The organism is Paenibacillus sp. CR_12 (genome assembly GCF_041953985.1).
In the GTDB taxonomy this organism is placed as follows: domain Bacteria; phylum Bacillota; class Bacilli; order Paenibacillales; family Paenibacillaceae; genus Paenibacillus_AQ; species Paenibacillus_AQ lautus_A.
In genome coordinates this window covers 128388-150331 of sequence record NZ_JAVFHO010000002.1, presented here as the reverse complement: position 1 = coordinate 150331, position 21944 = coordinate 128388, and the positions used below count along the sequence as shown (strand labels likewise).

Sequence of the window (21944 nt, the reverse complement as noted above, 5' to 3'; positions counted from 1 at the left end):
CGATTGCCGTAAAGGATAAGAACATGAGCCGATTACAATTAGATAAGCGTCTAACTATATTTCCATTCAATTTCATTAAGGTAACGGGCAGGATTACTCACCAATCTGAATTGATTGAAGAATCGCTTGTGAAAGATACATTAAAACTGGCTTATGTTGCGTTAAGCAGACCGCGCTATTTCGCAGGCGTAGCGATGCATAAAGAAAATGTTTCGGATGAAACCATTTTGGTCGCAGCAAGACATTATTGGAGGATCGTAAAAGTTGAAGAGGAACACGAATCCCTTTCAGAGGAGCTGTCGCATCTGACATTACAATCCGTTAATTGATTTTGGAGAAAAAGCTATTTGAAGTGCATATCAAGCCGTCTATATGCCATGAGACACAATTCTAATCCGACTTATTATGTCGTCCGACGGGCTGCTGGATAACTGTTGGGGACGAACTTAGTCCCAACCATCAAAATACTTCTGATAACCCGAATTATATAAAGAATATTTCAAACTGACCGAACCTATAGAAGGATTCGATATTCGATAACATGAAGAAAAGCCAAATGCTGGCACCCATAGCCTTGATTCATTGTAGAAGGCCAAATGTCGACATTTGTATATGGAATGTAAACACATGTATATCGATGCTTCATTGCCCTCTACTTATAATGAAGTTGCCGCAGCAAATAGCATGGAAGGTCATGCGGGTTGCTTGTGGTAATTCGTGCAAATGACAAAGGGAGGGATATTCGTGGGTTTACGGCAGAGGGTTATTTTTTTAGTTATATTTGTTACCGCTTTCATAATGGTGACCACCCTTTCGGAGAGGTCCAATGCCGCAACAGGGAATATGGCTCTAGGGAAGACGGCTTATTCGTCGTCGAACGAAGTGGATTTTTTCGGACCTGAGAAAGCGGTCGATGGGGGTACCGAACATGCAAGCCGCTGGTCTTCGGAAAGAACGGACGATCAGTGGTTTTACGTTGATCTGGGTGTGCCTGTAGAAATCGGAAGAGTAATCATCAACTGGCAGACTCCGGCGGAGCAATATCAGATTCTCGTATCCGACGATGCGGTATCCTGGCGGAACGTATTCGCGGACAACCGCGTGCTCGTCGCGTCCGGGCCGGGTGAAGATACGATCGATTTCGAGCCGACTGTAGCGCAATACGTCAAGTTTCAAGGAGAGACGCGACGTCCTATTGAAGGCGTTTATTACGGATACTCCTTTTGGGAATTCGAGGTATACAAAGGCAGACCTCAACTGCAGCCAATTATGGACGCGGTGAAAAACAGCATCGTCGTCTCGGAAGGGGATGCCCTGCTGAATCTGCCCGCTGTACCGGAAGGTTATACGCTGACGCTGGTGAACACGGACAGCTTGCCGGTGATCGACGTGCAGGGCAATATTCATGCGCCGCTTGTCGATACTCAGATTCAGCTGCTGCTGCAAATCCAGAGCGACAGCGATCCGACTTATCTTTTAACGGATAATGCGCTAGTCACCGTACCCGGTCTCTACGAGCAGACGAGCGATCGGAACCCGGAGCCGCGCGTCATTCCTTCTTTGCGTGAGTGGCTGGGCGCAACCGGCGAGTTCCGCTTGTCGGACAAATCCAAAATCGTCATTCGCGCAGATGATGAGGCGGCTCTGCGGGGGACGGCTGACATTTTGCAGCAGGACTTATTGGATTTAACGAAGTTGTCACTGACCGTTGAGGTTGGTTCTCCTCAAGAGGGAGATATCTATTTGATGCTGGATGCCGCCCATACGGGATTGGGGAAAGAGGGATATGAGCTGAATATCGGCGAATATGCTTCTGTTGCTGCGTCCGAGCAGACGGGTGTCATGTTCGGCACGAGAACGATCTTGCAGCTGCTCTGCCACGCTGCCGATCATAAAGCGATGCCTAAGGGGCAATCGCGCGATTATCCGAAATACCCAGATCGGGGCTTTATGCTCGATGTGGGCCGCAAGTTTTATACGATCGAGTTTTTGCAGGACTATGTCAAGCTGATGTCCTACTATAAGATGAACCGGTTCCAGATTCACCTGAACGATGATGTCGGCGATGTCGGTTACTTCCGTCTGGAGAGCGAGAAATTTCCGGGAGTGACGAGCAAGGACGGCTATTATACGAAGCAGCAATTCAGAGACCTGCAGCTGCTTGGGATGGAATACGGCGTAAACGTCGTGCCGGAAATTGATACGCCGGGCCACTCCGGCGCGTTCATCGCCTACGATTCTCGATTGGGCAGCAACAATCAACTGGATATCCATCGTCCAGAGACGCTCGACTTCATTAAAGCACTGTTTGACGAGTATCTCGACGGCAGCAATCCGACCTTCGTCGGCCCGGATGTGCACGTCGGCACGGATGAATATTTCGGCGACGACAAGGAGGCGTTCCGCAGGTACGCGGATATGCTCCTTAACCACATTAACAGCAAAGGGAAACGCGCCCGTCTATGGGGCAGTCTGTCCGCATACGACGGCACGACGCCGGTCAGCAACAATGCGACGATGGACATCTGGTATGAACCGTACGGAAGCGCTCAGCAGGCCGTGGAGCTCGGCTACGATATTATCAATACCAATACGAATTTGCTCTACATCGTTCCGCAGCTGTACCGCAGTTATTTGAATTACGATTTTATTTACAACGAGTGGGAGCCCAACGATTGGCTGGAGACGAAGCTTCCTTATGCGCATCCGCAGGTCAAAGGCGGCATGTTCGCGCTCTGGAACGATGTGTCCGTAGAGAAAGGCGTATCCATGGCGGACTCGCATCAGCGGATCTTGCCTTCCATGCAAGTGCTGGCGGAAAAGCTGTGGAGAGGCAACCGCATCGATCGGAACTTCGCAAGCTTCCAGGCGGATGCCGCAACGTACGTGGACCCGCCGGGTGTTCATCAGTCACACAAGCTTCAAATCGACAATGAGCGGCATCTCGTGCTGGATTATACCTTCGACGAAGGCTTCGCGGACCGTTCGGGGAACGGCTTTGACGGCAACGCGGTGAATGCAGGCACAGAGAAGGGAATCTTCGGTCAAGCCGTGAGGCTAAACGGCGGGGCCAGCTACGTGGAAACGCCGCTTCGCACGCTTGGTTTCGGCTGGACGATGTCCATGTGGATCAAACCGGACGCTGACAACCCGCAAGGAGTTGTGCTGCTGGAATCTCCGGACGGACAGCTGAAATACAACATTGGGGGCAGCGGCAAAATCGCCATCACAAAAGAAAATTACGTCAGCGAATTCAATTATAAGCTGCCGACCGATCGCTGGACCTACGTCAGTATGATCGGCGACGACACGGGGACCTCCATCTTCATTAACGGCAGTGAATATACGGCTACTCTCAAAGACGGCTCCAAGCTGGAAACATTCGTTCTGCCGGTAGCCAAAATCGGCAGCGAGACGAATGCGTTTAAAGGCTTGATTGACGAGCTCATCGTAAGGAACACCTACTTGGACCTGCATGGAAATCTGGCTTTGCATAAGCAAGCTGAATCCTCGCAGCCGGAATCCTCGTCCTACACGGCGGATAAAGCGGTGGACGGCAGAGGGGATACCAGATGGTCCAGCGATTGGGTGGACGATACCTGGTTCATGGTGGATCTAGGTGAAGTGAAGAACATTGATGCTGTATCTATTTTGTGGCAAACGGCATATGGTTCGAAGTACCGCATTCTCGTGTCCGAGGACAAGGAGAACTGGACGAACGTTGTGAAAGACAACAACGGGGAGATTAACGGAAAGCCGGGACGTGTCGTGACTACCTTCCAGAGCACGCAAGCCAGATACGTGAAGTTGGAAGGGGTGTCCAGAGCTACTATGTTCGGCTATTCCTTTGAGGAATTTGAAGTGTACGGCGAGGAATATAAACTCGGCAATCTACGGCCGATTATCGACCTGTTGACGGCAATCGAGGCCGACAAGCTTGTGGAGGACAATTACTCTCCTGAGGGCTGGGCACAGCTTCAGCAAGCGATTGGGCAAGCGACTGCGGCTATTCAATCCGCCCAACTGTCTCGTCCTGAGGCCGAGCAGGCGTATGCCGAGCTGAGCGTTGCTCGCGATCGTCTCACGATCGAAGACGTAATGGACCTGATCGAGCTTAATGTGAACGGAAGTATCGCATCCAACCTTTACCTGCCGCAGAAAGGGCAGCTCGGTACGCGCATCGTCTGGAACAGCTCAAAACCCGACTACCTGAATGCGAATGGACAGTTGTTGAAACGTCCGTCAAGCGGGTCAGGCGACATGGAGGTCGTGCTGACCGCGACGATCAGCAAGGGAGCTGCATCCGCGGAAAAAACGTTCAAGATCAAAATCAAAGCGCTGCCTGGCTCCGGCGGCGGAGGATGGGTTCGGACTCCAGTAACTCCTGATCCGGAAGAAGGCCAAAACGGCGGTTCGAATCCGGGAGGTGAAGATCCAGGCAATGGCAATGAGAACGGCAGCGGCAATGAGAACGGCAACGGCAATGGCGGGGAGTCCGGCGGATCGACAACGGTTCGGCTGAACGATATTGCGAGCCATTGGGCAGAAGCGTCCATCAAACGGGCAGTTGAGCTTGGATTCGTAACGGGCTACACCGACAAGACGTTCAAGCCGAATAAGACGGTCAGCAGAGACGAATTCGTCGTCATGCTGGTCAAAGCGTTGAAGCTGCAGGGTGCGGACAGTTCGCTGGACTTCGCGGACGCAGGTTCGATTCAAACCTGGGCGAAGCCTTATATTGCGCAGGCCTTGGAATCCGGCCTGATCAGCGGTTATGCGGACGGGACATTCCGACCGAAGGTTTCGATTAGTCGAGCAGAACTGGCAGCAATGATTGTTCGCGGCTTGGGTCTGAAGACTGCGGAAGGGCATGAGCTCTCTTACGCGGACGCGGATCAAATCCCGGCTTGGGCGAAGCCGTACGTGGCAGCAGCCCATGAGGCGGGAGTGATGAACGGTCGCGGGGACAACCGTTTCGCGCCGGCCGCCTCGGCGACGAGAGCTGAAGCAGTGACCGTTATTCTGAATATGCTTGATGCGCTTGGGGAGTTGAAGGAACAGGAGCAGAACTAATTATGCATAGAAAGAGAGCGTGAGATTAGGTGAAAACTAGACGAAGTTTGACAGCTATGCTGCTTGTCCCGGTCATGCTGTTATCGTTAATCTCCTCCGTGTATGCAGAGGAGGCGGGCGGAGAAAGCGGCGGCTTTTATAATCTGGCCCAAGGGAAACCGTACACATGGTCGGAACAGCCGGAGGGCGCTTTCCCGGATGACGGGACGAAGCTGACGGACGGCAATGCCGCCGACCCCTCGCGTGACAGCGATAACTGGGTGGGCCACCGCAACAAGAAATCCCGTTCGGTTGTATTTGATCTAGGCGAGCAAAAGACGGTTCAGGAGGTGAGCGCGCGTTTCCTGCACGATTGGCCGAACAACGAAACGCTTGTGCCGCTCACCGTTTCGTTCTACGCGTCGGACGATGGGGTGAGCTGGGGCGTATTGTCTCATAATGCAACTCAGTTGTTATGGGGCGACCAGACCAACATCGAGACATTTGCATGGGATGGCAGCCCTGAAACTGGAGCAGTCAAGCGTGGCGATTATACTGAAGGACTCGTATATGCTCGGTATGTGAAAGTTGTGTTCTCCATGCATCCGAGGGCATGGAGCATGATCGACGAGGTGACGATTACCGGTGCGGATGGCTTGATCGCCGGAGCACAGCCGGTACAGCCTGAGCCGTACGCCCTCCTGCAGCCTGGAGATGCAACTGGCGGGATTCAAAACCTGGGCTTGCTGTATAACGGACACTACGCGGACGGCACAGGAAATTGGACGAAGGAACGGGCTATCCCTAATATCAGTTATGTGAACGAGCAGGGAGAGTCTGTCGATTGGCTGTTCGACGGCGTACTGTATCTGGGCTTGACGTCGGATAACGGCAGAGGCTTCGGAGCGGCGGAAGCGGCCGGCAAAGCCAGAAAACAGGAATGGGAATGGTATTTGGATAAAACGTTTAACGCTGGCGGCGATATGAGCGCGTTGAACGAGGCGACGGTCGAGGCAGGCGTGAAGCTTGGCGAGCCCGACCATAAGACGAAGGTTGTTCTGATGATTCCAGAACCGGGCGAGTATCAGTCCGACTTCGGCAGCATTGACGGCGAGGATCTGAACTTCGATGTAGGTGCGGTCGGCGATGCCGCATCGCTGGATAACAGGTCCAAAGCGATTCAGTGGTGGGTCGATGAAGTGCAAGCCAGATGGACGGCTGCGGGCTACTCGAACCTGGAGCTCGTCGGCATGTATTGGCTGGAGGAACAAATCAGCACGCATGCGACCGGGCCGGAGATGGTCAAGAGAGCGAGCGACATCGTTCATAACGCAGGCCTGAAGCTGTTCTGGATTCCTCATTTTATGGCCTATAAGGCATTCATGTGGAAGGATGTCGGCATTGACGCCGTATCTCTGCAACCGAACTATTTCTTCGAGAAACTGGACCCTTCGCGTCTGGAGGATACAGCGGATATGGCGAAGCGGTACGGCATGTCGCTGGAGCTGGAATTCGACGACCGGATGATCAACGACGCCGTCTTCCGCGAGCGGTTCATCGAGTACTTGAACAGCGGCGTGGATACCGGTCTGATGCAGCATGGATATAAAGCTTACTATCAAGGCAACAACGCTGTATACAACGCGGCGAAAAGCACAGACCCTGCTACCCGCGTGCTTTACGATTGGCTTTACCAATTCTCTAAAGGCACTTATCAGAAGCAAGACGCTGCTCCGCCTGATGTTGTAGCGCTCATGAACGGGCAGCCGATCTCGGAGCATACGATCGTGCCCGATACGACACAGGCCGCCTTCACCTGGACCATTCCGGGAGACGACGGGAGCGGGATCGTTAAAGTTACGGCCAAGTATGACGGCAAGCCTTATACGGAAGGAACTGTTGTAGATCTGACGGGTAAGCCGGGCAAACATGTGCTGGAGCTGACGGTGGCGGCTGCCAAATCCAAGACGGTTAAATTCGTAATAGAAGCTCGTTTGGGCGCTGAAGGCCTATTGGCTCTTGTTGATAAGTACGCGGACAACAAGCAGCTTAGCAATGCCGATACGGTACGCGCTATGCGCAACGCCTTGATCATGATGGAGCGTACGCAAGAGAGCGACCCTGAGCAAGCCAGGGACTATTTGCTGGCATTCAATGCGAAGCTGGAAGAAACTAAAGGCCTTGAGTTTGTAACGGAAGGCGCTTATACGGCGCTGAAGGAAGGCGTGTATTACGAGGCTGGCAGCATCGCACAAGATAAAGAAGCAGAGGCATCCTCGACGGAAGCCGCAGGTCTGGAGCCTGCGAAGGCGCTCGACGGCGCACCGGCCACGCGTTGGGCAAGCGAAGTTCGCGATACGTCTTGGTTCCAGGTTGATCTGGACAGCCAGCAAACCTTCGACACGATCCGCATCGATTGGGAATATGCGCGCGCGGACCAATACCGTCTGAGCGTCTCGGATGATAAGCAAACGTGGGAGCCCTTGAAAGTCGGCAACAATGGCGTGGTTAAAGCTGCCGACGGCAAGAACACCCTGGTTTTCCCGGCAACGACGGCAAGATACATCAAGTTCGAGGGATTGAATCGGGCAACGTTTTACGGTTATTCCTTCTATGAATTCGGCGTGTACGATCTTGCTCCGCAGCAAGAATTAAAGACGTTGGACGGCATACAAGCCGCTGTGGGCGCTTCCACGAAGAAAGTCACGATTGACGGTCTGGTCATGAATGGCAAGAAAGAACATTTGTATGTGAAAGTGCTTGACCCAAAAGGCAACATTCAATATACCGGTCAGACGGGCACTGAGGATGACGGAAGCTTCCGCATCGCCTTTACGTTGACCGGAGAAGAGCAAGGGAAGTATACGGTCGAGCTTGAAACGGATGACATGACGATTCCCGAGCTGGTAACCTTCGAATACCGCAAGGCGCCTACGAGTGGTGGAGGCAATGGAGGCGGCGGTGGAAGCAATGGTGGAAGCAATGGTGGAGGCAGCAGTGGAGGCAGCGGCGGAGGCGGTCAGGCGCAGAATCCGTATACCTTGCAAGCGGACGGTTCAGTCAAAGCCGTGCTTGTCCCGACGATGAACGGCCAGCAGGCTGCCGCTGCGGTCGGGGCGTCGGATCTGAATGCCGCCATTCAGAGGGCAGTGGCCGACAGCAAAGGCAATAAACATGTTCATGTTGAATTGAAGTCGTCGAACGCGGCTGGGAGCTATGCTTTGGAGCTTACGGCGGCTAATTTGACGAACCAGTCTAATCTGATTCTGCATATCTCCACGCCGTACGCTCAGCTTGTTTTGACTGGTGACATGCTGGCAGGAGTCAAGGAGAATGCTGGAAAGCTGCTCGTAATCGTAAGCGATTATGCGGGCGAGTATCGCAGTAACGAAGCGGCCGGGCGGATCGGCAACAGGCCAATCGTAGAAGTTGCATTGCAACTGGACGGTGAAGCTCTGTCTTGGAAAAATGCGAAGGCATCGATTTCGATTGCCATTCCGTATTCGCTTCAAGCAGGAGAGCAAGCTGTTGATCTGCAAGCTTTCGAGCTGATGGGCGACAGCGCGGCGGCAATTCATGGCGCGTCTTATGAGAAAGACAAGGATATGCTGCGATTCTCCATCGACCATGTCGGCGTCTATGCTATCGGCGGCAAGAATCCGGCAGCATTTACCGACCTTGGCAAGCATGAATGGGCGCGCGAGGCGATCGAGAAGCTGGCCGAAAGAGGCATCGTCAAAGGCACCTCGATCGAAAAGGGCACGTTCAGCCCCGCAAATCAGGTAACGCGAGCTGATTTTATCTTGATGCTGGTGAACATGCTTGACCTGCGTGCCGAAATCGCCTCGACGTTCGCCGATGTGAAGCCGAATGATTATTACTACGATGCGGTGTCCATCGCCAAGCAATTGGGAATCGCTTCGGGAGTGAACGAAGTTAACTTCGCTCCTCGTGATTCAATCAGCCGCCAGGATGCTATGGTTATGCTGACCCGAGCGCTGCAAACGACGGGGGCAAAAAAGCCGTCCGCATCCGGTTCAACGCTTGAGGGCTTCCGTGATGCGAGCCAGATTGCGCCATATGCTGCGGACAGCGTGGCAACGATGTTCGAGTATGGGCTGGTTACGGGCTCTAACGGCTACATGAAGCCGAAGAGTACGACCAGCAGGGCTGAAGCGGCGACGTTCTTGTATCGCGTTCTTCAATTAATCGAGGGGCAGCAGCAGCAGTAGAAGCGGGAACAATTGATTTAAGCACATTCCGATTAGCGCGGTAACGCGCCCGGGGTGTGCTTTTTCGACGATACAGAATAAAACTTCGTAAACGGAGGGATGAGAGGTTGAAGAACTACTTGAATGAACAAACTATGTTATGCTGGATACAACAAAGTGCGTTCATTTCAAGAAAGGGGTTTAAAATGCCATGTGCCGAAATATCAAGACCTTATTCAATTTCGACCCGCCTGCGACGGATGAAGAAATTCAGGCTGCAGCGCTGCAATTCGCAAGGAAGCTCTCGGGGTTTAACCGTCCTTCCAAAGCGAACGAAGCGGCGTTTAACCAAGCGGTGCAAGAGTTTACCGCCGTTGCACGGCAGCTGCTGGATTCTCTGGTGACTCAAGCCGAACCCCGCAATCGAGAGGTCGAGATCGCTCGGGCCCGGGAACGAGCCGCTAAGCGATTCGGAGAATCCTAAGCGGGTATAGCCGGAATCGCATTAAAGGTACCTAGGTTTTTTGGAAACTCGATCGTTTTGACTCCTGAACGTAAAACGCTGTCGAAAGTATTGAAACTCCGCCTAAAGTTTCATTGTTTCCACCGACAATAGGGGACGTTCAACATGAAATGCCAGACGGGGGTTAATTGTTACCATTCGAGATCTCTCTCAAGTATTGTATGGGTGGGAGAATGTTATCAAGTTCTTTTGAGAGACAAGTTCAAGGTCCCAAGGAAAGTCGCTTATTTAGCGACTTTTTTTGTTTTATAGGTACAAGTTCTTGTCCCGAGTCGAGGACAAGAACTTGTACCTATTACCGTAATGGACATGAACTTGGTCCGATTACCGATATGATGACTATAAATCAGCTTGTTATTCTAACCATGATTTTGTATTATTCGTGTTTTTTGATATCGCTGTCGCACATTATCACAGAGCTGCTGGGAACAATCAGTTTAAGCCACCCCAAATAAGTTGGAGGAAGTGCATGAAATAGCGGCGATTCTCCCAGTGATCCCATCGCCCGGAGCCCGGAAGCCTACGGACGACCAGTTGGAATGTTCCTGCAAAGTGGCTGCCGCGCAGGAGAAACTGGTCAGGGGTATGATTAATGCCAAGGATGTGGAGAGAAGACAGGGCAAATAAGTAGTCTGATGGATCGAATCGGCCTGCGATAATCGCCTATGACTCTTCTCGATGGGGTAGTATTGACCGGGCTCAAGGTGTGACGACCATTCGCTTTGGAGTCTTGATAACCCTTGTTGTACTTGAATCTTAAGTATATTCTTGAAGAAGGGAGGTGGCCAGATGGAGAAGAAACGTTCCACCAAATATAACACACCAAAGGATTCACGTTTGCTTGAATCAGACAAAGAAATTCGTTTCGAGCTTCCTTACGAGACCGAATTTGAAAATTTATCTTATATCGGCGTCGTTTTATACGAAACATGGCATGTGCCCGGTCACCATCATGAACATTTTGAACTGTGTTATGTGGAAAGTGGGCAAGGGTGGTTTACGATAGACGGATCTTACTACACGGTTAGTCAGGGAGATCTTTTTATAACGAAACCAGGCGAAAGTCATCAAGGAGCTGCCGCTGGAGACTTGCCGTTTAGGTTGTATTACCTTGGCTTTAATCTCGAGCAGATGAGAAGCTTGGAAGTGGAATATTACAAAATCGGTTTTAATCGGGTGGAGAAGGACGAAAATGGTCTCATAAAAAGCATTTTCGATAACATTTTTGAAGAACTGCGCATGAAAATCTTTTTAAGTAAACCGATGGTACAAGGATTGTTTATCCAATTGCTTGTCTCCATAGCACGAATCTATAAGGCCTCATCGCAAGAAAGAAATCATGGAGCGAAAAAACTGCCTTCGGACATTATCGAAATTTTAAATTTCTTGCATGCCGAAATTCGTGCCGACCTTACAATCAATGACCTTGCGCATCAGTTCCATATCAGTCGTTCCCATCTGGCCCGGGAATTTAAAGAGCATTTGGGGGTAACCATCGGGGAGTATATTCGTTCACTCTGTTTGGACAAGGCGAAGCACTTGCTGCTTGAAACCGGTGAATCGGTAAGCTCCATCGCCGTGAAGCTGCATTTCACATCGATCCATACGTTCAGCATATTCTTTAAGCGGCACAGTGGAAAATCCCCCCTCGAGTTTCGGAATCACAATACCTCTCGTTGACCGGTCCATCCTGCGCAGTGCAAGACGCAGAAAAGAGTTTAATTGGTGAAAATGTTTAAATTTAAAGCAATTATTTAAAAATACATCCCGCAGTATCACAAGTATAATTACAGCAGATTCAAAAAAAGTTAGGATGAGGTGTTGACAGATGGTAAATCATCATGATGTACGTGTGAATTGTCTTCCATCGGAGCGGGATGTTGCTTTTTTTGACGAGAATGGTTATTGGATGTCTCCGGTCATCTTCTCGGCGGAAGAGCTTGCTCAGATTAAGGAACATCAAGACAAGATGTACACAGGTGAATACGAGACGGGGAGAGAACCGGTATGCAATTGGTTGGAAAGTCAGCATAACCCGAAAGCGTTGCGAAAAACGGATAACTCTCATTGGTCCGACAGGACGCTTCGTCAGGTTGCGACCGACCCTACCATCGGAGCCATTGCAGCCAAACTAATGCATGCCGATGCGATTCGGCTGTTTCACGACCAACTGCTTTATAAGCCGGGCAGAGGTAATGGTAAAGAAACGGCTAATGTGGGCTGGCACCAAGATTATTCGTATTGGCAATGCTGTAAGGAGCCGTCGCTCATTACTGCGTGGGTGGCATTTACCGATGTGGACTTGTCCAATGGGTGTATGCAAATGGTGCCGCGAAGTCATAAATGGGGGCTTCTGAACGTGAGTGATTTCTTCGAGCAAAACATGGAGAAGCAGCAGGAAACGATGGATATTCCGGAAAATGAAAGCTTCACTACAGTTCCGATGGTGATGAAAGCCGGTCAGGTAAGCTTCCACCACGCACTGACCATTCACGGCAGCGGCCCTAACATAACCGAAGGCGCTCGACGCTCGATGGCTGTGCATTTGATGACGGGGAAGACGAGGTACACCTACAATCCAAGAGGAGATGGCCATTTTAATGCGCAAATGATGGCAGGTAAAGATGGAGAGCTATTCGCAGGTGAAGCCTGGCCTGTGCTTTATGAGGCCAAGTTCTAATGAAGGTTGCGATATATAAGACTTTGTGGGGCATGACCGGCAGTTGGGAAGAAAGCTTCAAGCCAATCGCTGAGGCGGGATACGATGGGGTTGAAGCTGGCCTTCCCGGCCTGCAGGATCAACAGTGTAAAGCTCACGATCTCGAGATCCGTCCATATTCATGCCCGTTTCGGTTATGCTCAAGGACCGCAAGTTCCGCATCCCGCAGCTCTCGAAAACCAGCAGGAACTCTTAACTCATACCCGTTGGTGGCGCGAGATTTATCAACATCGTAGTAAAGAGGGAGCAGAGTGCTTGTCGGTTACGATCGATTTCGGCCCGCCAAATTATTTGCACGCATTGCCTTTCAGCAATGAACCTGTGGCGAATTTATGGGAGGTGTGCGACTGGATGAGACAATATATCGCTGCTGAAATTGCACACGAATCCTTTAAAGAGTAACGATCACCCGACATCATGTTCAAGCGTATTCTCTATTACAATGAGAATGCGCTTTTTTGTGCTTCCGTCCCATAAGCAACTTTTGTTCAACTAATAGGCAGGATAGTCAAATATCCAGATGTGTTGATGGTATCCTTATCGACGATCATTACCTTACTGGCGGTCCAAACGATACAATTGATCCTCGTTAATTATGAGATAGAAAATTTATCAAGAACCAGGCACTACAAAAAAATTTCATCATATATAGTTGATATCCGTTCGGATTTGATGAGGAGGATATTATGCAACCTATGTTACCTATGGAAAAATATTTTGGACAGTTTGAACTGGTGCATGCTTTTTATGGGGCTATGCCTACAGGTGTCAGCGTTTCCGAAACCGGTCGTATTTTTGTTTGCTTTCCAAAATGGGGAGACGACGTTCCATTTACTGTGGCGGAAATTGTTGAGGGTGAATTGCAGCCTTATCCCAGTTTAGAAACCAACATGGTTAATATCGGCAATATCACAATGTCTTTCGTCAGTGTCCAAAGTATCGTTGCTGATGGAAGAGGAACACTTTGGGTACTAGATACAGGGGCACCAAATTTTTCTGAACCTATTCAAGGGGGAGCAAAATTAGTTGCTGTTGATTTAAGCACGAATACAATAAGGAGAGTATATACCTTTACAGAAGATGTTGTCTTGCCAACCACTTATCTGAATGATGTCCGTTTGGATTTTCGGGTTGGAAGCGGGGGATATGCATATATAACGGATTCTTCTTCCAGAGGGCCAGGGGCTATTATCGTCGTAGATTTAGAAAATGGGAACGCGTTTAGACGATTAAATGGGGCAGAATCAACTTCACCTGATCCCTATTTTTTACCGAAAGTAGAAGGTGAAATTTTGATGAATCGAAACCCGGACGGCTCGACTTTCCCATTTAGATTGGCTTCCGATAGTTTGGCGATATCTCCTGATGGAAAGGTTTTATTTTATGCTCCGCTGACCAGCCGTCAACTGTTCTCCATCTCAACAGAAGCCCTAAGAGACAGAAGAATACAGGACATGAATTTATCCCAATATGTGCAGTATTGGGGAGAAAAAGGTGCGTCTGATGGAATGATCACCGGCGCAAAAGGAACGATTTATGCGGGAGACTATGAAAACAACAGTATCCGGAAGATATTGCCGAATGGCGCAATGGAAACCGTCGCACATGACCCTAGAATTTTATGGCCGGATACTTTTTCGATTGGACCCGATCAATACTTATATGTCATTGTGAATCAATTACATCGGCAGGCGAGATTTCATTATGGAAGAGACCTGCGGGAAAAACCATATAGTTTACTTCGTATGAGAATTGATGAATTCCCTGCTCCTACCTTTTCATAATAATCTTAAACGAAGGTAGCTATCCCTCATCAGGGAGCTGCCTTTTTTGCAGTTAAAATTATGATATATTCCCGCAAATGGCACCTGACCCTGAAAAACGTTTGCGCAGCAAATATTTAAGGGCTTTTTGAGGTCGGATGACGATGGTGTACTTGGCGGGAAAATGTAGCTTCCTAGAAGCAAAAGCCCCTCCGCAGTTTTGCGGAAAGGGCCGTGAACCATTGTGGTTTTATGCATTTTGCCTGGACGAAATACGGTGTCAGGACAGAATGTTCATGGCGGTCTGAATGTTTTTCTGATCAAGCTGAATTTGCTCTGGAATATGGTAGGGATGGTATAGGCCCCGCTGCATCATGTAGTTTGTTATCTTTTCATGGGAGTCTATGGCTTCTTCGAGCTGTTTCATCAAAATTTGCTTGATTTCGGGGGTGGCACATTCGGTCACGGCCATGGCGTAGTTCCTGACTCCGCTCTTGGCGTTCATCAAAAAATCCATTGCGATCACTTCATCGGTCAGCATATGAAGACCTGTCATGTGTTCTAATATTGGGTTCATTTTTTATCTCCTATACCGTTGCTTTAGACAGCACTCCACCAAGCTCCTGAAGCTGCTGTTGTGATAATTGTACGTCTTGTTGCAAAATTTGCATGAGCTCCGGGTCGGTTACCAGAGCTTGCATGGTCTTGGATTTAGTCATGCAAACCGTCTTGAACGCAGCTATTTCATGTACCTCAAGCATCTCATGCAAAGCATAATTGGAATTCATTCGGATTGTCCTCCCGTGTATCTATCCATAATTTAAGGCTTTAAGATGACTTTAATGCAATCATCCGTTTTGGTATCGAACACTTCATAGCCCCGTTTTGCTTCGCTGAGCGGAATGACGTGCGTAACAATGTCTCCTGGATCCACTTTTCCAGAAGTAACCAAATCATACATGTACGGCATGTAGTGAATGACCGGAGCTTGTCCGGAGCGGATATTCACGTTTCGCTGCATGATGTCGCCGAGCGGGAATCCGTTATAGCGTCCGCCGTATACACCGGTGACTTGGATGGTCCCGCCTTTGCGGACAGCCTGAGATGCAATGATAAATGCGCTCATGGTGCCGCCTTGCAGTTTCAAACCACTAGCTAGAAACTCAAGATCGCTCATCTTGCCGTCCATGCCTACCGCATCAATGACGACATCGGCGCCGCCTTTGGTCATTTCCTTGAGATTGTTGCCGATATTCTTATCCTGTTCGAAGTTCACGATTTCCACATGGTTCGTTCGCTTCGCATGCTGTAAGCGGTAATCGACATAGTCGACGGCGATGACCCGTTTTGCTCCTTTTAGCCAGCAGAATTTCTGGGCCAGAAGTCCGACCGGACCGCATCCGAGCACGATAACCGTATCTCCATTCTTGACGCCGGCGTTATCTACGCTCCAGAATGCCGTCGTCATGGCATCGGCGATCAAGCTTAGCTTTTCGTCCGGTTGCTCGCAGTTTTCAGGAATCTTGAAGTGGGTGAAATTAGCAAACGGAACTCGTAAATACTCAGCTTGCCCACCAGGGTAACCACCGGTCGTTCCGGAGTAACCGAAATAGGCGCCCATATCCCCGTGTTCGTTTGAATTGTCGCATTGGCTTTCCAGCTGATTCTTACAATAAAAGCATTCTCCGCATGCGATGTTGAAAGGGATGATCACCCGGTCGCCTTTCTTTACCTTGGTCACTCCAGGACCTACTTCTTCTACAATCCCCATCGGTTCATGCCCGATGACATAGTTTTCCTGAAGGTTAGGGATCATCCCGTGAATCAGGTGAAGGTCCGAACCGCAAATGGCGGAACTGGTGACTCTTACGATCATATCGTCCGGTTTTTCAATCTTCGGATCCGGCACCTCTTTGACCACGACATTTTTAATCCCTTGATACGTTACCGCCTTCATGCTTTGTGTCCTCCAATATGTTCATCTGGGGTCCGATCAAACATCCCTTTACGCGACGTATCATCCGGGAACAAATTCATCTGCCCGATCATCACTGTATTGTTTGCCGAAAGCTGGTCGAGTTGGTACTGTTCGTTCAGCTCGTAAGGATGGAACCATTTTTTGCGAATCATGAGCTCCGTGATTTCTTGGTGCAGTGCAATCCCCTGTTTAAGATGATTGTGCAGGAGGGCTCTTACATCCGGTGAAGCCGTTTCCGTCAGGGCGATGGACAAATTACGCACACCCTCCTTGGCACGAAGAAGGAAGTCCATGGCAAAAGTCAAATCTGCCATTTCCGGCATATTTAATGAATTAATCGGGTCTAAATAATCGGTATTCATTTGAATTCCCCTTAATGTGTTATAGGTGTCGGACTATTCGGAACAGGCGCTTGGAAAGGAGCTCTTGCGTAGATTGCTTGCAGCTCGGCGAGCTGTTGTATGGATTGGATTACGTCTTTCTGCATTAAGGCCTTTAGCTCTTGATCAAAGACCAGGCCTTGCATAAGTTTTGACTTAGCGAGGCAGAGCGTTTTAAAGTTTAACGCTTCATGCAGTTCCATCGATTCGTGCGGTGCTAGCGTTGGATTTTTCATTCAGAAATGATCACCTCCCTTTTCATCAACGTTAGATTTTCCAACGCATCGGATCTTATACTAAAATGGATTGCCGGAGATGTAAGATCCGTATATTCCCATACCGTTCACAGGAATATAAACAAATTCTTAACCTCATACTTAATTCTGTTTAACTTAACTGAATGATCTTGCTCAAAAGGGAGGAGTACTCACTGTGCCCAATAAAAACAAAATTGATCTAGGCACCGAAACTACAAGAGAACCGGCAGAAGGTACACTTAATTCCAGCGGTAATACGCTGGAGCAGCATGCATCTAACGCTGCTTCTGAGGCACAAACTGCATTAAATCAGGCGATAAGCTCGATAAGTGAATCTAATGCGGCAACAAATTCACAAGCTTTAGAGAGGGCCCGGCAGCAATTGACCCAAGCTGAGGAATTTTTAGATCAAGCGCAAACTTCAGCAAATGCATTACGTCTGCCTGACCAACGATAAGACGGTTTTGGCACAGATAGGCTTGACATAGATTCTTCTTTTTCGGATACAGTAGAGTCAGGCTTACTAATGTCGAGGTATGGTCGTCTGTCTATATCGAGTATATCCCGATGATGTTTCCGAACTTACGCCGATACTTTTTCCGCATGGGCAAATGACCTGCGTAGCTGCTCAAGGAACGTATTTGCCTTAGACACGGTGAGTTTCCGTCAAAAGGCTTCGGCTTTTGACGAAGCTTTTTGTTTTTTGAGCTGTCTCAGACATTTTCAAAAAAAATTATCGAAACCGGATATGATTAAGCAGTGTAGCCCAATATATACAATTTGCCGGACTTGGATCACTTTATTGGGAAAAATCCCCTTTCAGTAGACAAGAGAAAAAAGACATCTGTTAAGATGGACTTAATCTTGCCTAACGAATGAAGGGGATTTTTTCATGACTAAAAAAGAAAAGGACAAGAACATGTGCCGATGTGTCCCAAGCTGATCCGTCTACCCAGTAACCGTGTCGCCAATCACATTTACCGTGGGGAATGGGGACAGCGTGTTTATGGAGCGCTTGCCGAAGGTAGGAGTCCGCTTGAAACAGCGAACGTTCGTTGGACGGACCATCCCGGAGTGCGGCCCTCAGGTACCTTTCCGAGCATGAAGCTTTGGGATCACGGTGATTTTAAAGTATCATTTATATTGGCATTCACACTACTCTTTGAGGTAATAGTAGTGAATAATAAAAGTTATTCTCGGCCCCAGTTGTAGTCCTTAGTATTTCGTTGGTAATAGGCGCGGGCTTACGCTTTTGGGTCCGGGAAAATTGATATTATCAATTACGATAAGCGAGATTTATGTATAAACCATCCTTTATTTATCAAATTCTGCAATTCATCGAGCCTGTTGATCTTGTTACCAATTATTACATACCTTATAATCTCATTATGTGCAAATGCGTGCACAGTAAGAAAAAGAACAAATTCAAAAAGATAGGAAATCACCCATGAGAAAATTGCTAGTATGCACGTTAGCTATCATGCTAAGTTTAGCTGCGTTTACCCCCGCTATTTACGCTTCTGAAGTCCAAGTATCCGTGGATGGGCGTGATGTACAATTCCCGGATGAGCACCCATATGTCGATCAGAGATCCAACCTTACGATGGTTCCACTTGCTTTTATATCCAACAAGCTTGGAGCTGCTACGAAATGGGACTCAAAATTAAAACAAATCACGATCTCGCTTAACCGTGACACTGTTATTTTGGTGATTGGCGATCATCATGCACTGGTGAACGGTAAAAGAGTAGACTTTGAAGGGTCGGCAGTGCTCAAAAACGGCCGCACGATGGTTCCGTTGCGTTTTATAAGTGAAGCCCTGCATGCTAATGTGGAGTGGCAGCCCACGCGCAATCTGGTGAGCATTATGACCTCCGTGGCCAATGTTCCGAAAGGAACATGGATATGGGACAGTCACATCATCAAACAGGATCAAGAAAAAATTATAAGCTTCGCAAAAATGAAGGGTGTGACATCTATTTATCTTCAGGTGAATAGAGATATCGATCCAGCGATATATGAAGGTTTTATACGAAAAGCCAAAAGCGAAGGAATTCAAGTGGAAGCACTTGAGGGGCGTCCCGAATGGGTCTATAAGTCTAAGCAGGAGGATATTCGAAAATTCATCACGTGGGTTAAAACCTATAATTCCATTGTTGGCCCGGAAGCAAGCTTTACAGGACTGCATTTCGATATTGAACCTTATACGCTAAGCGAATGGACAAAGGACAACAAGGCGATTATTGAAAGCTGGATGGACAATTTGAGACTGATCGAGAAAGAAACCAGAGGGAGCGGCTTGAAAATTGCTATCGATGTTCCGTATTGGCTGAATACGATTAATGTTCCGGGGAAGGATTACAGTATGAGCGCATGGCTGCTCGAGAAGTTCGATTGCCTCGTCATAATGAATTATCGGAATCATGCAATAGGCAGCAATGGAATTGTGGAAAATGCGCAGGCCATGCTGAGAGAAGCATCCACTCTGAAGAAGAAAGTTGTTGTTGCTGTAGAAACGGTCAAAAGCACAGAGGGTCCGCGGGTCTCATTCTATTCCATGAGCAATGAAGTGATGGAAAAGGAGCTTCAATCTGCCCATAATCAATTGGCTCGCTACGCAAGCTATGCCGGCTTTGCCGTTCACGATTTTAAAAGCTGGCAGGACATGAAATAAGCAGCTGGTGTTTATCTAATTGTCTGACGTTTAATTCGAAGGGCATCAATACGGCTTGCAGATCGGGGAGAACTTTACTGCATATGCCATAGCCCTGTCGAGGGACAAGAACAGGGTCCCATAGAAAGTCGCTATAATAGCGGCTTTTTTGTTTTATCGGTACAAGTTTTACAATTTTTAATGAAGAAGGAGAAGTTGATGAAATTAGATTTATTCCCATAGACGAACTACCATCTCCTGTCATATTTCACTGTACAAAGGATAAGAGATGCAGTCCATTTCCAAGTTAAGGTCTTTACGAGAACAAAATATACGTACGTAATTATGTAATAGGCGATACAAAAGGACATTAAAAAGAAAATGGCACCCTTTGGGTGCCGCTTGAGCATGTTATGGTTTTAATAACTGTTATCTTTTATCCGGGGAATTATGTCTTTAACACCGTCGAAGACGCTGAGTTTAAGGCTCAATTACTCAACCCGCCAGTTCAAGCAGGCGTACGCGTTCTGGATCGGAGATCAGGTCGACTTCGGCAATCCTCCCGTGCCTACTCGTAAAATTGAGACTTCCTTTGCTTTTCACCCCTCGAACCCGGTGACGTGCCCTGCTTGCAAGCTACCTTGTCGCGGCTTCCGATTTTCCTACAATAATCTCCTTCCAAATTTCTATTCAGAAGTATTTTCTAGTTAATCATCGTTGCTCCCTGTTTTGCAACCATTTAACCGTCCCAATGAAGCCTGCCAGTCCTATTAAAAATACTAGAAAATAACTGGTATCTGCCAAGGGGAATGATGCGACGCCGTTTTCCTGCAAATGCAAAGCAGGTACAGACCAGGGCAGATACTTGCCAATGGCAGTGGGACCGAATACCAATGCCAGCATTAAAGTTGTAAAAGCAAAGCCGATCGGCACCAGATAACCGCGCGATATACAGGCCAGTAGGGCAAGAGGGGCACTTAATAATAGGTGGAGAGCACCAATGATAAGTATCAGGAACAAATAATGTTGTACAATTGCAAACGAAAAGCCAGGAAGGCCAATAGCAAAACCAAGCACTAAGGCATAAACAAAGCTGATCAACATCATTACAAAACACCAAAATATAATTGCGACATATTTGGCAATCGCTATTTTACCACGCGATATAGGCAAAACGAGCAAATCCTTAAGCGTCCGATCAGAATACTCGCGGCCAAATGTCCAGCTTGTCACCAATCCAAACCCCAGCAGCCCAAACACGGATGCATACAAAAACGCAGTCCGTTCAAAAAAAGAAGGCCAATCGGGCTGTCCCAAGAACAACGTGATGACAAACAATATAAACAGAAGCGTGCCCCATAAAACAAAGGATCGACGCAATTTGTAAATTTCAACGCTACAGGCCGTCAACAATGGTCTCATTTTCGTTTTCCCTCCTGGGCTCCGATTGCTTTGAGAAAATAATGTTCCAAATTCTCTTCTTCAATATTAAGCATGGTGAGCGGCAATTCGTGATGAGCAAGCAATCTAGCAATATGTTCGGGATGCTTCACGGCATGATCATCCGGTAGTGCAAGGCAGTTATTCGAAGGCGAATGTACCGCATACCCGGAGTCTGAAAGAATAGCTTGAGCCTTCCGAGCCTCCTTCGTACCGATCATCAACTGCTTTCGGCGGATGGTTTCAAAGTCTTTTGTTGTCAGTTCTTCTAGCAATACGCCTTTGTGAATAATGCCGATTCGAGAAGCCATTTTGGACATTTCCTCAAGGATATGGCTCGATATAAACACGGTAACCCCTTGTTGAGAAGCTAGAGCTTTCAGCATCTCCCTTATCTCGACAATTCCGGCTGGATCAAGCGCATTGGTTGGCTCATCAAGAATCAGAACGTCCGGCTTATGAATTAACGCTTTGGCCAATCCAAGTTTCTGCGCGTTACCAAGTGACAAATCTCTTGCCTTACTATCCGCATATTGGCTCAGATTCAATTGCTCCATAATTTCGTTAACTGCCCCCGGAACCGGTAATCCTCGCAACCTGGCCATCAAACTCAAGTTTTCCCTAACCGTAAAGTTAGGGTAGGCATAAGGAACTTCCACCATATAACCTACTCGTCTCGATAAATCGGGATTCCCATTCGCCCAGCGCTGACCAAACAAATACACTTCTCCGGAAGAAGGCTTACTCATGCCGAGAAGAGCTCGAATGGTTGTCGTTTTTCCTGCGCCATTCAATCCCAGGAATCCATAAATTTCTCCTTTTTTAACGGAAATCGAAACGCGATCTACAATGACTTTATTTCCGTATTGATTTGTCAGGTTAACGGTTCGAATAATTTCTTCCATAAAAACAGTCCTTCCCGTATTATCAATTTAAACTCAGTTCATCAAAAGTGCCGGCGGTCACCT

Annotated in this window: 17 protein-coding genes; 10 read left to right on the top strand and 7 right to left on the bottom strand. The window is 48.4% G+C overall.

All coding sequences use genetic code 11. The features are described from left to right. Nucleotides 1-23: 23 nt before the first annotated feature. From RB297_RS04405 to RB297_RS04370, 8 genes are all read left to right on the top strand, one after another. The gene (locus tag RB297_RS04405; protein WP_096773767.1) at nucleotides 24-329 is read left to right on the top strand and encodes a hypothetical protein; all 306 of its coding nucleotides are present in this window, start codon (nucleotides 24-26) and stop codon (nucleotides 327-329) included. Between the two features lie 415 nt (nucleotides 330-744). Next, complete coding sequence (locus RB297_RS04400) at nucleotides 745-5073, top strand: S-layer homology domain-containing protein (RefSeq protein ID WP_375119847.1); 4329 nt, start codon at nucleotides 745-747, stop codon at nucleotides 5071-5073. Between the two features lie 29 nt (nucleotides 5074-5102). Next, nucleotides 5103-9284, top strand: coding sequence for a DUF4855 domain-containing protein (locus RB297_RS04395; RefSeq protein WP_375119846.1), 4182 nt, complete (start codon nucleotides 5103-5105; stop codon nucleotides 9282-9284). A 190-nt stretch (nucleotides 9285-9474) separates the two neighbouring features. Beyond that, complete coding sequence (locus RB297_RS04390) at nucleotides 9475-9747, top strand: DUF2277 domain-containing protein (RefSeq protein WP_192571867.1); 273 nt, start codon at nucleotides 9475-9477, stop codon at nucleotides 9745-9747. An 828-nt stretch (nucleotides 9748-10575) separates the two neighbouring features. Further along, nucleotides 10576-11466: a helix-turn-helix domain-containing protein gene (locus tag RB297_RS04385; protein WP_375119845.1), complete on the top strand. Its 891-nt coding sequence runs from the start codon at nucleotides 10576-10578 to the stop codon at nucleotides 11464-11466. A gap of 148 nt (nucleotides 11467-11614) precedes the next feature. Beyond that, nucleotides 11615-12466 (top strand): phytanoyl-CoA dioxygenase family protein, encoded by an 852-nt coding sequence (locus RB297_RS04380; protein ID WP_375119844.1) that lies wholly within the window; start codon nucleotides 11615-11617, stop codon nucleotides 12464-12466. An 84-nt stretch (nucleotides 12467-12550) separates the two neighbouring features. Next, nucleotides 12551-12907 carry a hypothetical protein gene (locus RB297_RS04375; protein WP_375119843.1) on the top strand — a complete coding sequence of 119 codons (357 nt, stop codon included), beginning with the start codon at nucleotides 12551-12553 and terminating at the stop codon, nucleotides 12905-12907. 284 nt (nucleotides 12908-13191) lie between these two features. Beyond that, nucleotides 13192-14289 carry an L-dopachrome tautomerase-related protein gene (locus tag RB297_RS04370; RefSeq protein ID WP_375119842.1) on the top strand — a complete coding sequence of 366 codons (1098 nt, stop codon included), beginning with the start codon at nucleotides 13192-13194 and terminating at the stop codon, nucleotides 14287-14289. Between the two features lie 259 nt (nucleotides 14290-14548). On the opposite strand, the gene RB297_RS04365 is transcribed toward RB297_RS04370, so the two are convergent. Genes RB297_RS04365 through RB297_RS04345 form a run of 5 tightly spaced genes read right to left on the bottom strand, consistent with a single transcriptional unit; the run spans nucleotide 14549 to nucleotide 16862 of the window. Further along, complete coding sequence (locus tag RB297_RS04365; RefSeq protein WP_375119841.1) at nucleotides 14549-14845, bottom strand: spore coat protein; 297 nt, start codon at nucleotides 14843-14845, stop codon at nucleotides 14549-14551. Nucleotides 14846-14855: 10 nt separating this feature from the next. Then, on the bottom strand, nucleotides 14856-15056 hold the full coding sequence (locus RB297_RS04360) for a hypothetical protein (protein WP_096773759.1): 201 nt from the start codon (nucleotides 15054-15056) through the stop codon (nucleotides 14856-14858). 32 nt (nucleotides 15057-15088) lie between these two features. Beyond that, on the bottom strand, nucleotides 15089-16225 hold the full coding sequence (locus RB297_RS04355) for a zinc-dependent alcohol dehydrogenase (protein WP_096773758.1): 1137 nt from the start codon (nucleotides 16223-16225) through the stop codon (nucleotides 15089-15091). Beyond that, nucleotides 16222-16608: a spore coat protein gene (locus RB297_RS04350; RefSeq protein ID WP_096773757.1), complete on the bottom strand. Its 387-nt coding sequence runs from the start codon at nucleotides 16606-16608 to the stop codon at nucleotides 16222-16224. The genes RB297_RS04355 and RB297_RS04350 overlap by 4 nt, the downstream gene beginning before the upstream one ends. Nucleotides 16609-16619: 11 nt before the next feature. Beyond that, nucleotides 16620-16862: a spore gernimation protein GerQ gene (locus RB297_RS04345; RefSeq protein WP_192571874.1), complete on the bottom strand. Its 243-nt coding sequence runs from the start codon at nucleotides 16860-16862 to the stop codon at nucleotides 16620-16622. 196 nt (nucleotides 16863-17058) lie between these two features. On the opposite strand from RB297_RS04345, the gene RB297_RS04340 reads away from it, so the two are divergent. Further along, a complete protein-coding gene (locus tag RB297_RS04340) occupies nucleotides 17059-17340 on the top strand; it encodes a hypothetical protein (protein ID WP_192571875.1) in 282 nt (93 codons plus the stop codon). Nucleotides 17341-18330: 990 nt separating this feature from the next. Next, entirely contained in the window at nucleotides 18331-19557 is a 1227-nt protein-coding gene (locus tag RB297_RS04335; RefSeq protein WP_375119840.1) for a copper amine oxidase N-terminal domain-containing protein, read from the top strand. A gap of 690 nt (nucleotides 19558-20247) precedes the next feature. Here RB297_RS04335 and RB297_RS04330 read toward each other — a convergent pair. Together RB297_RS04330 and RB297_RS04325 are read right to left on the bottom strand one after the other, a co-directional pair. Further along, complete coding sequence (locus RB297_RS04330; protein WP_096773753.1) at nucleotides 20248-20958, bottom strand: ABC transporter permease; 711 nt, start codon at nucleotides 20956-20958, stop codon at nucleotides 20248-20250. Further along, nucleotides 20955-21881, bottom strand: a complete 927-nt coding sequence (locus tag RB297_RS04325) for an ABC transporter ATP-binding protein (RefSeq protein ID WP_375119839.1) — start codon at nucleotides 21879-21881, stop codon at nucleotides 20955-20957. The genes RB297_RS04330 and RB297_RS04325 overlap by 4 nt, the downstream gene beginning before the upstream one ends. Nucleotides 21882-21944: the final 63 nt, after the last annotated feature.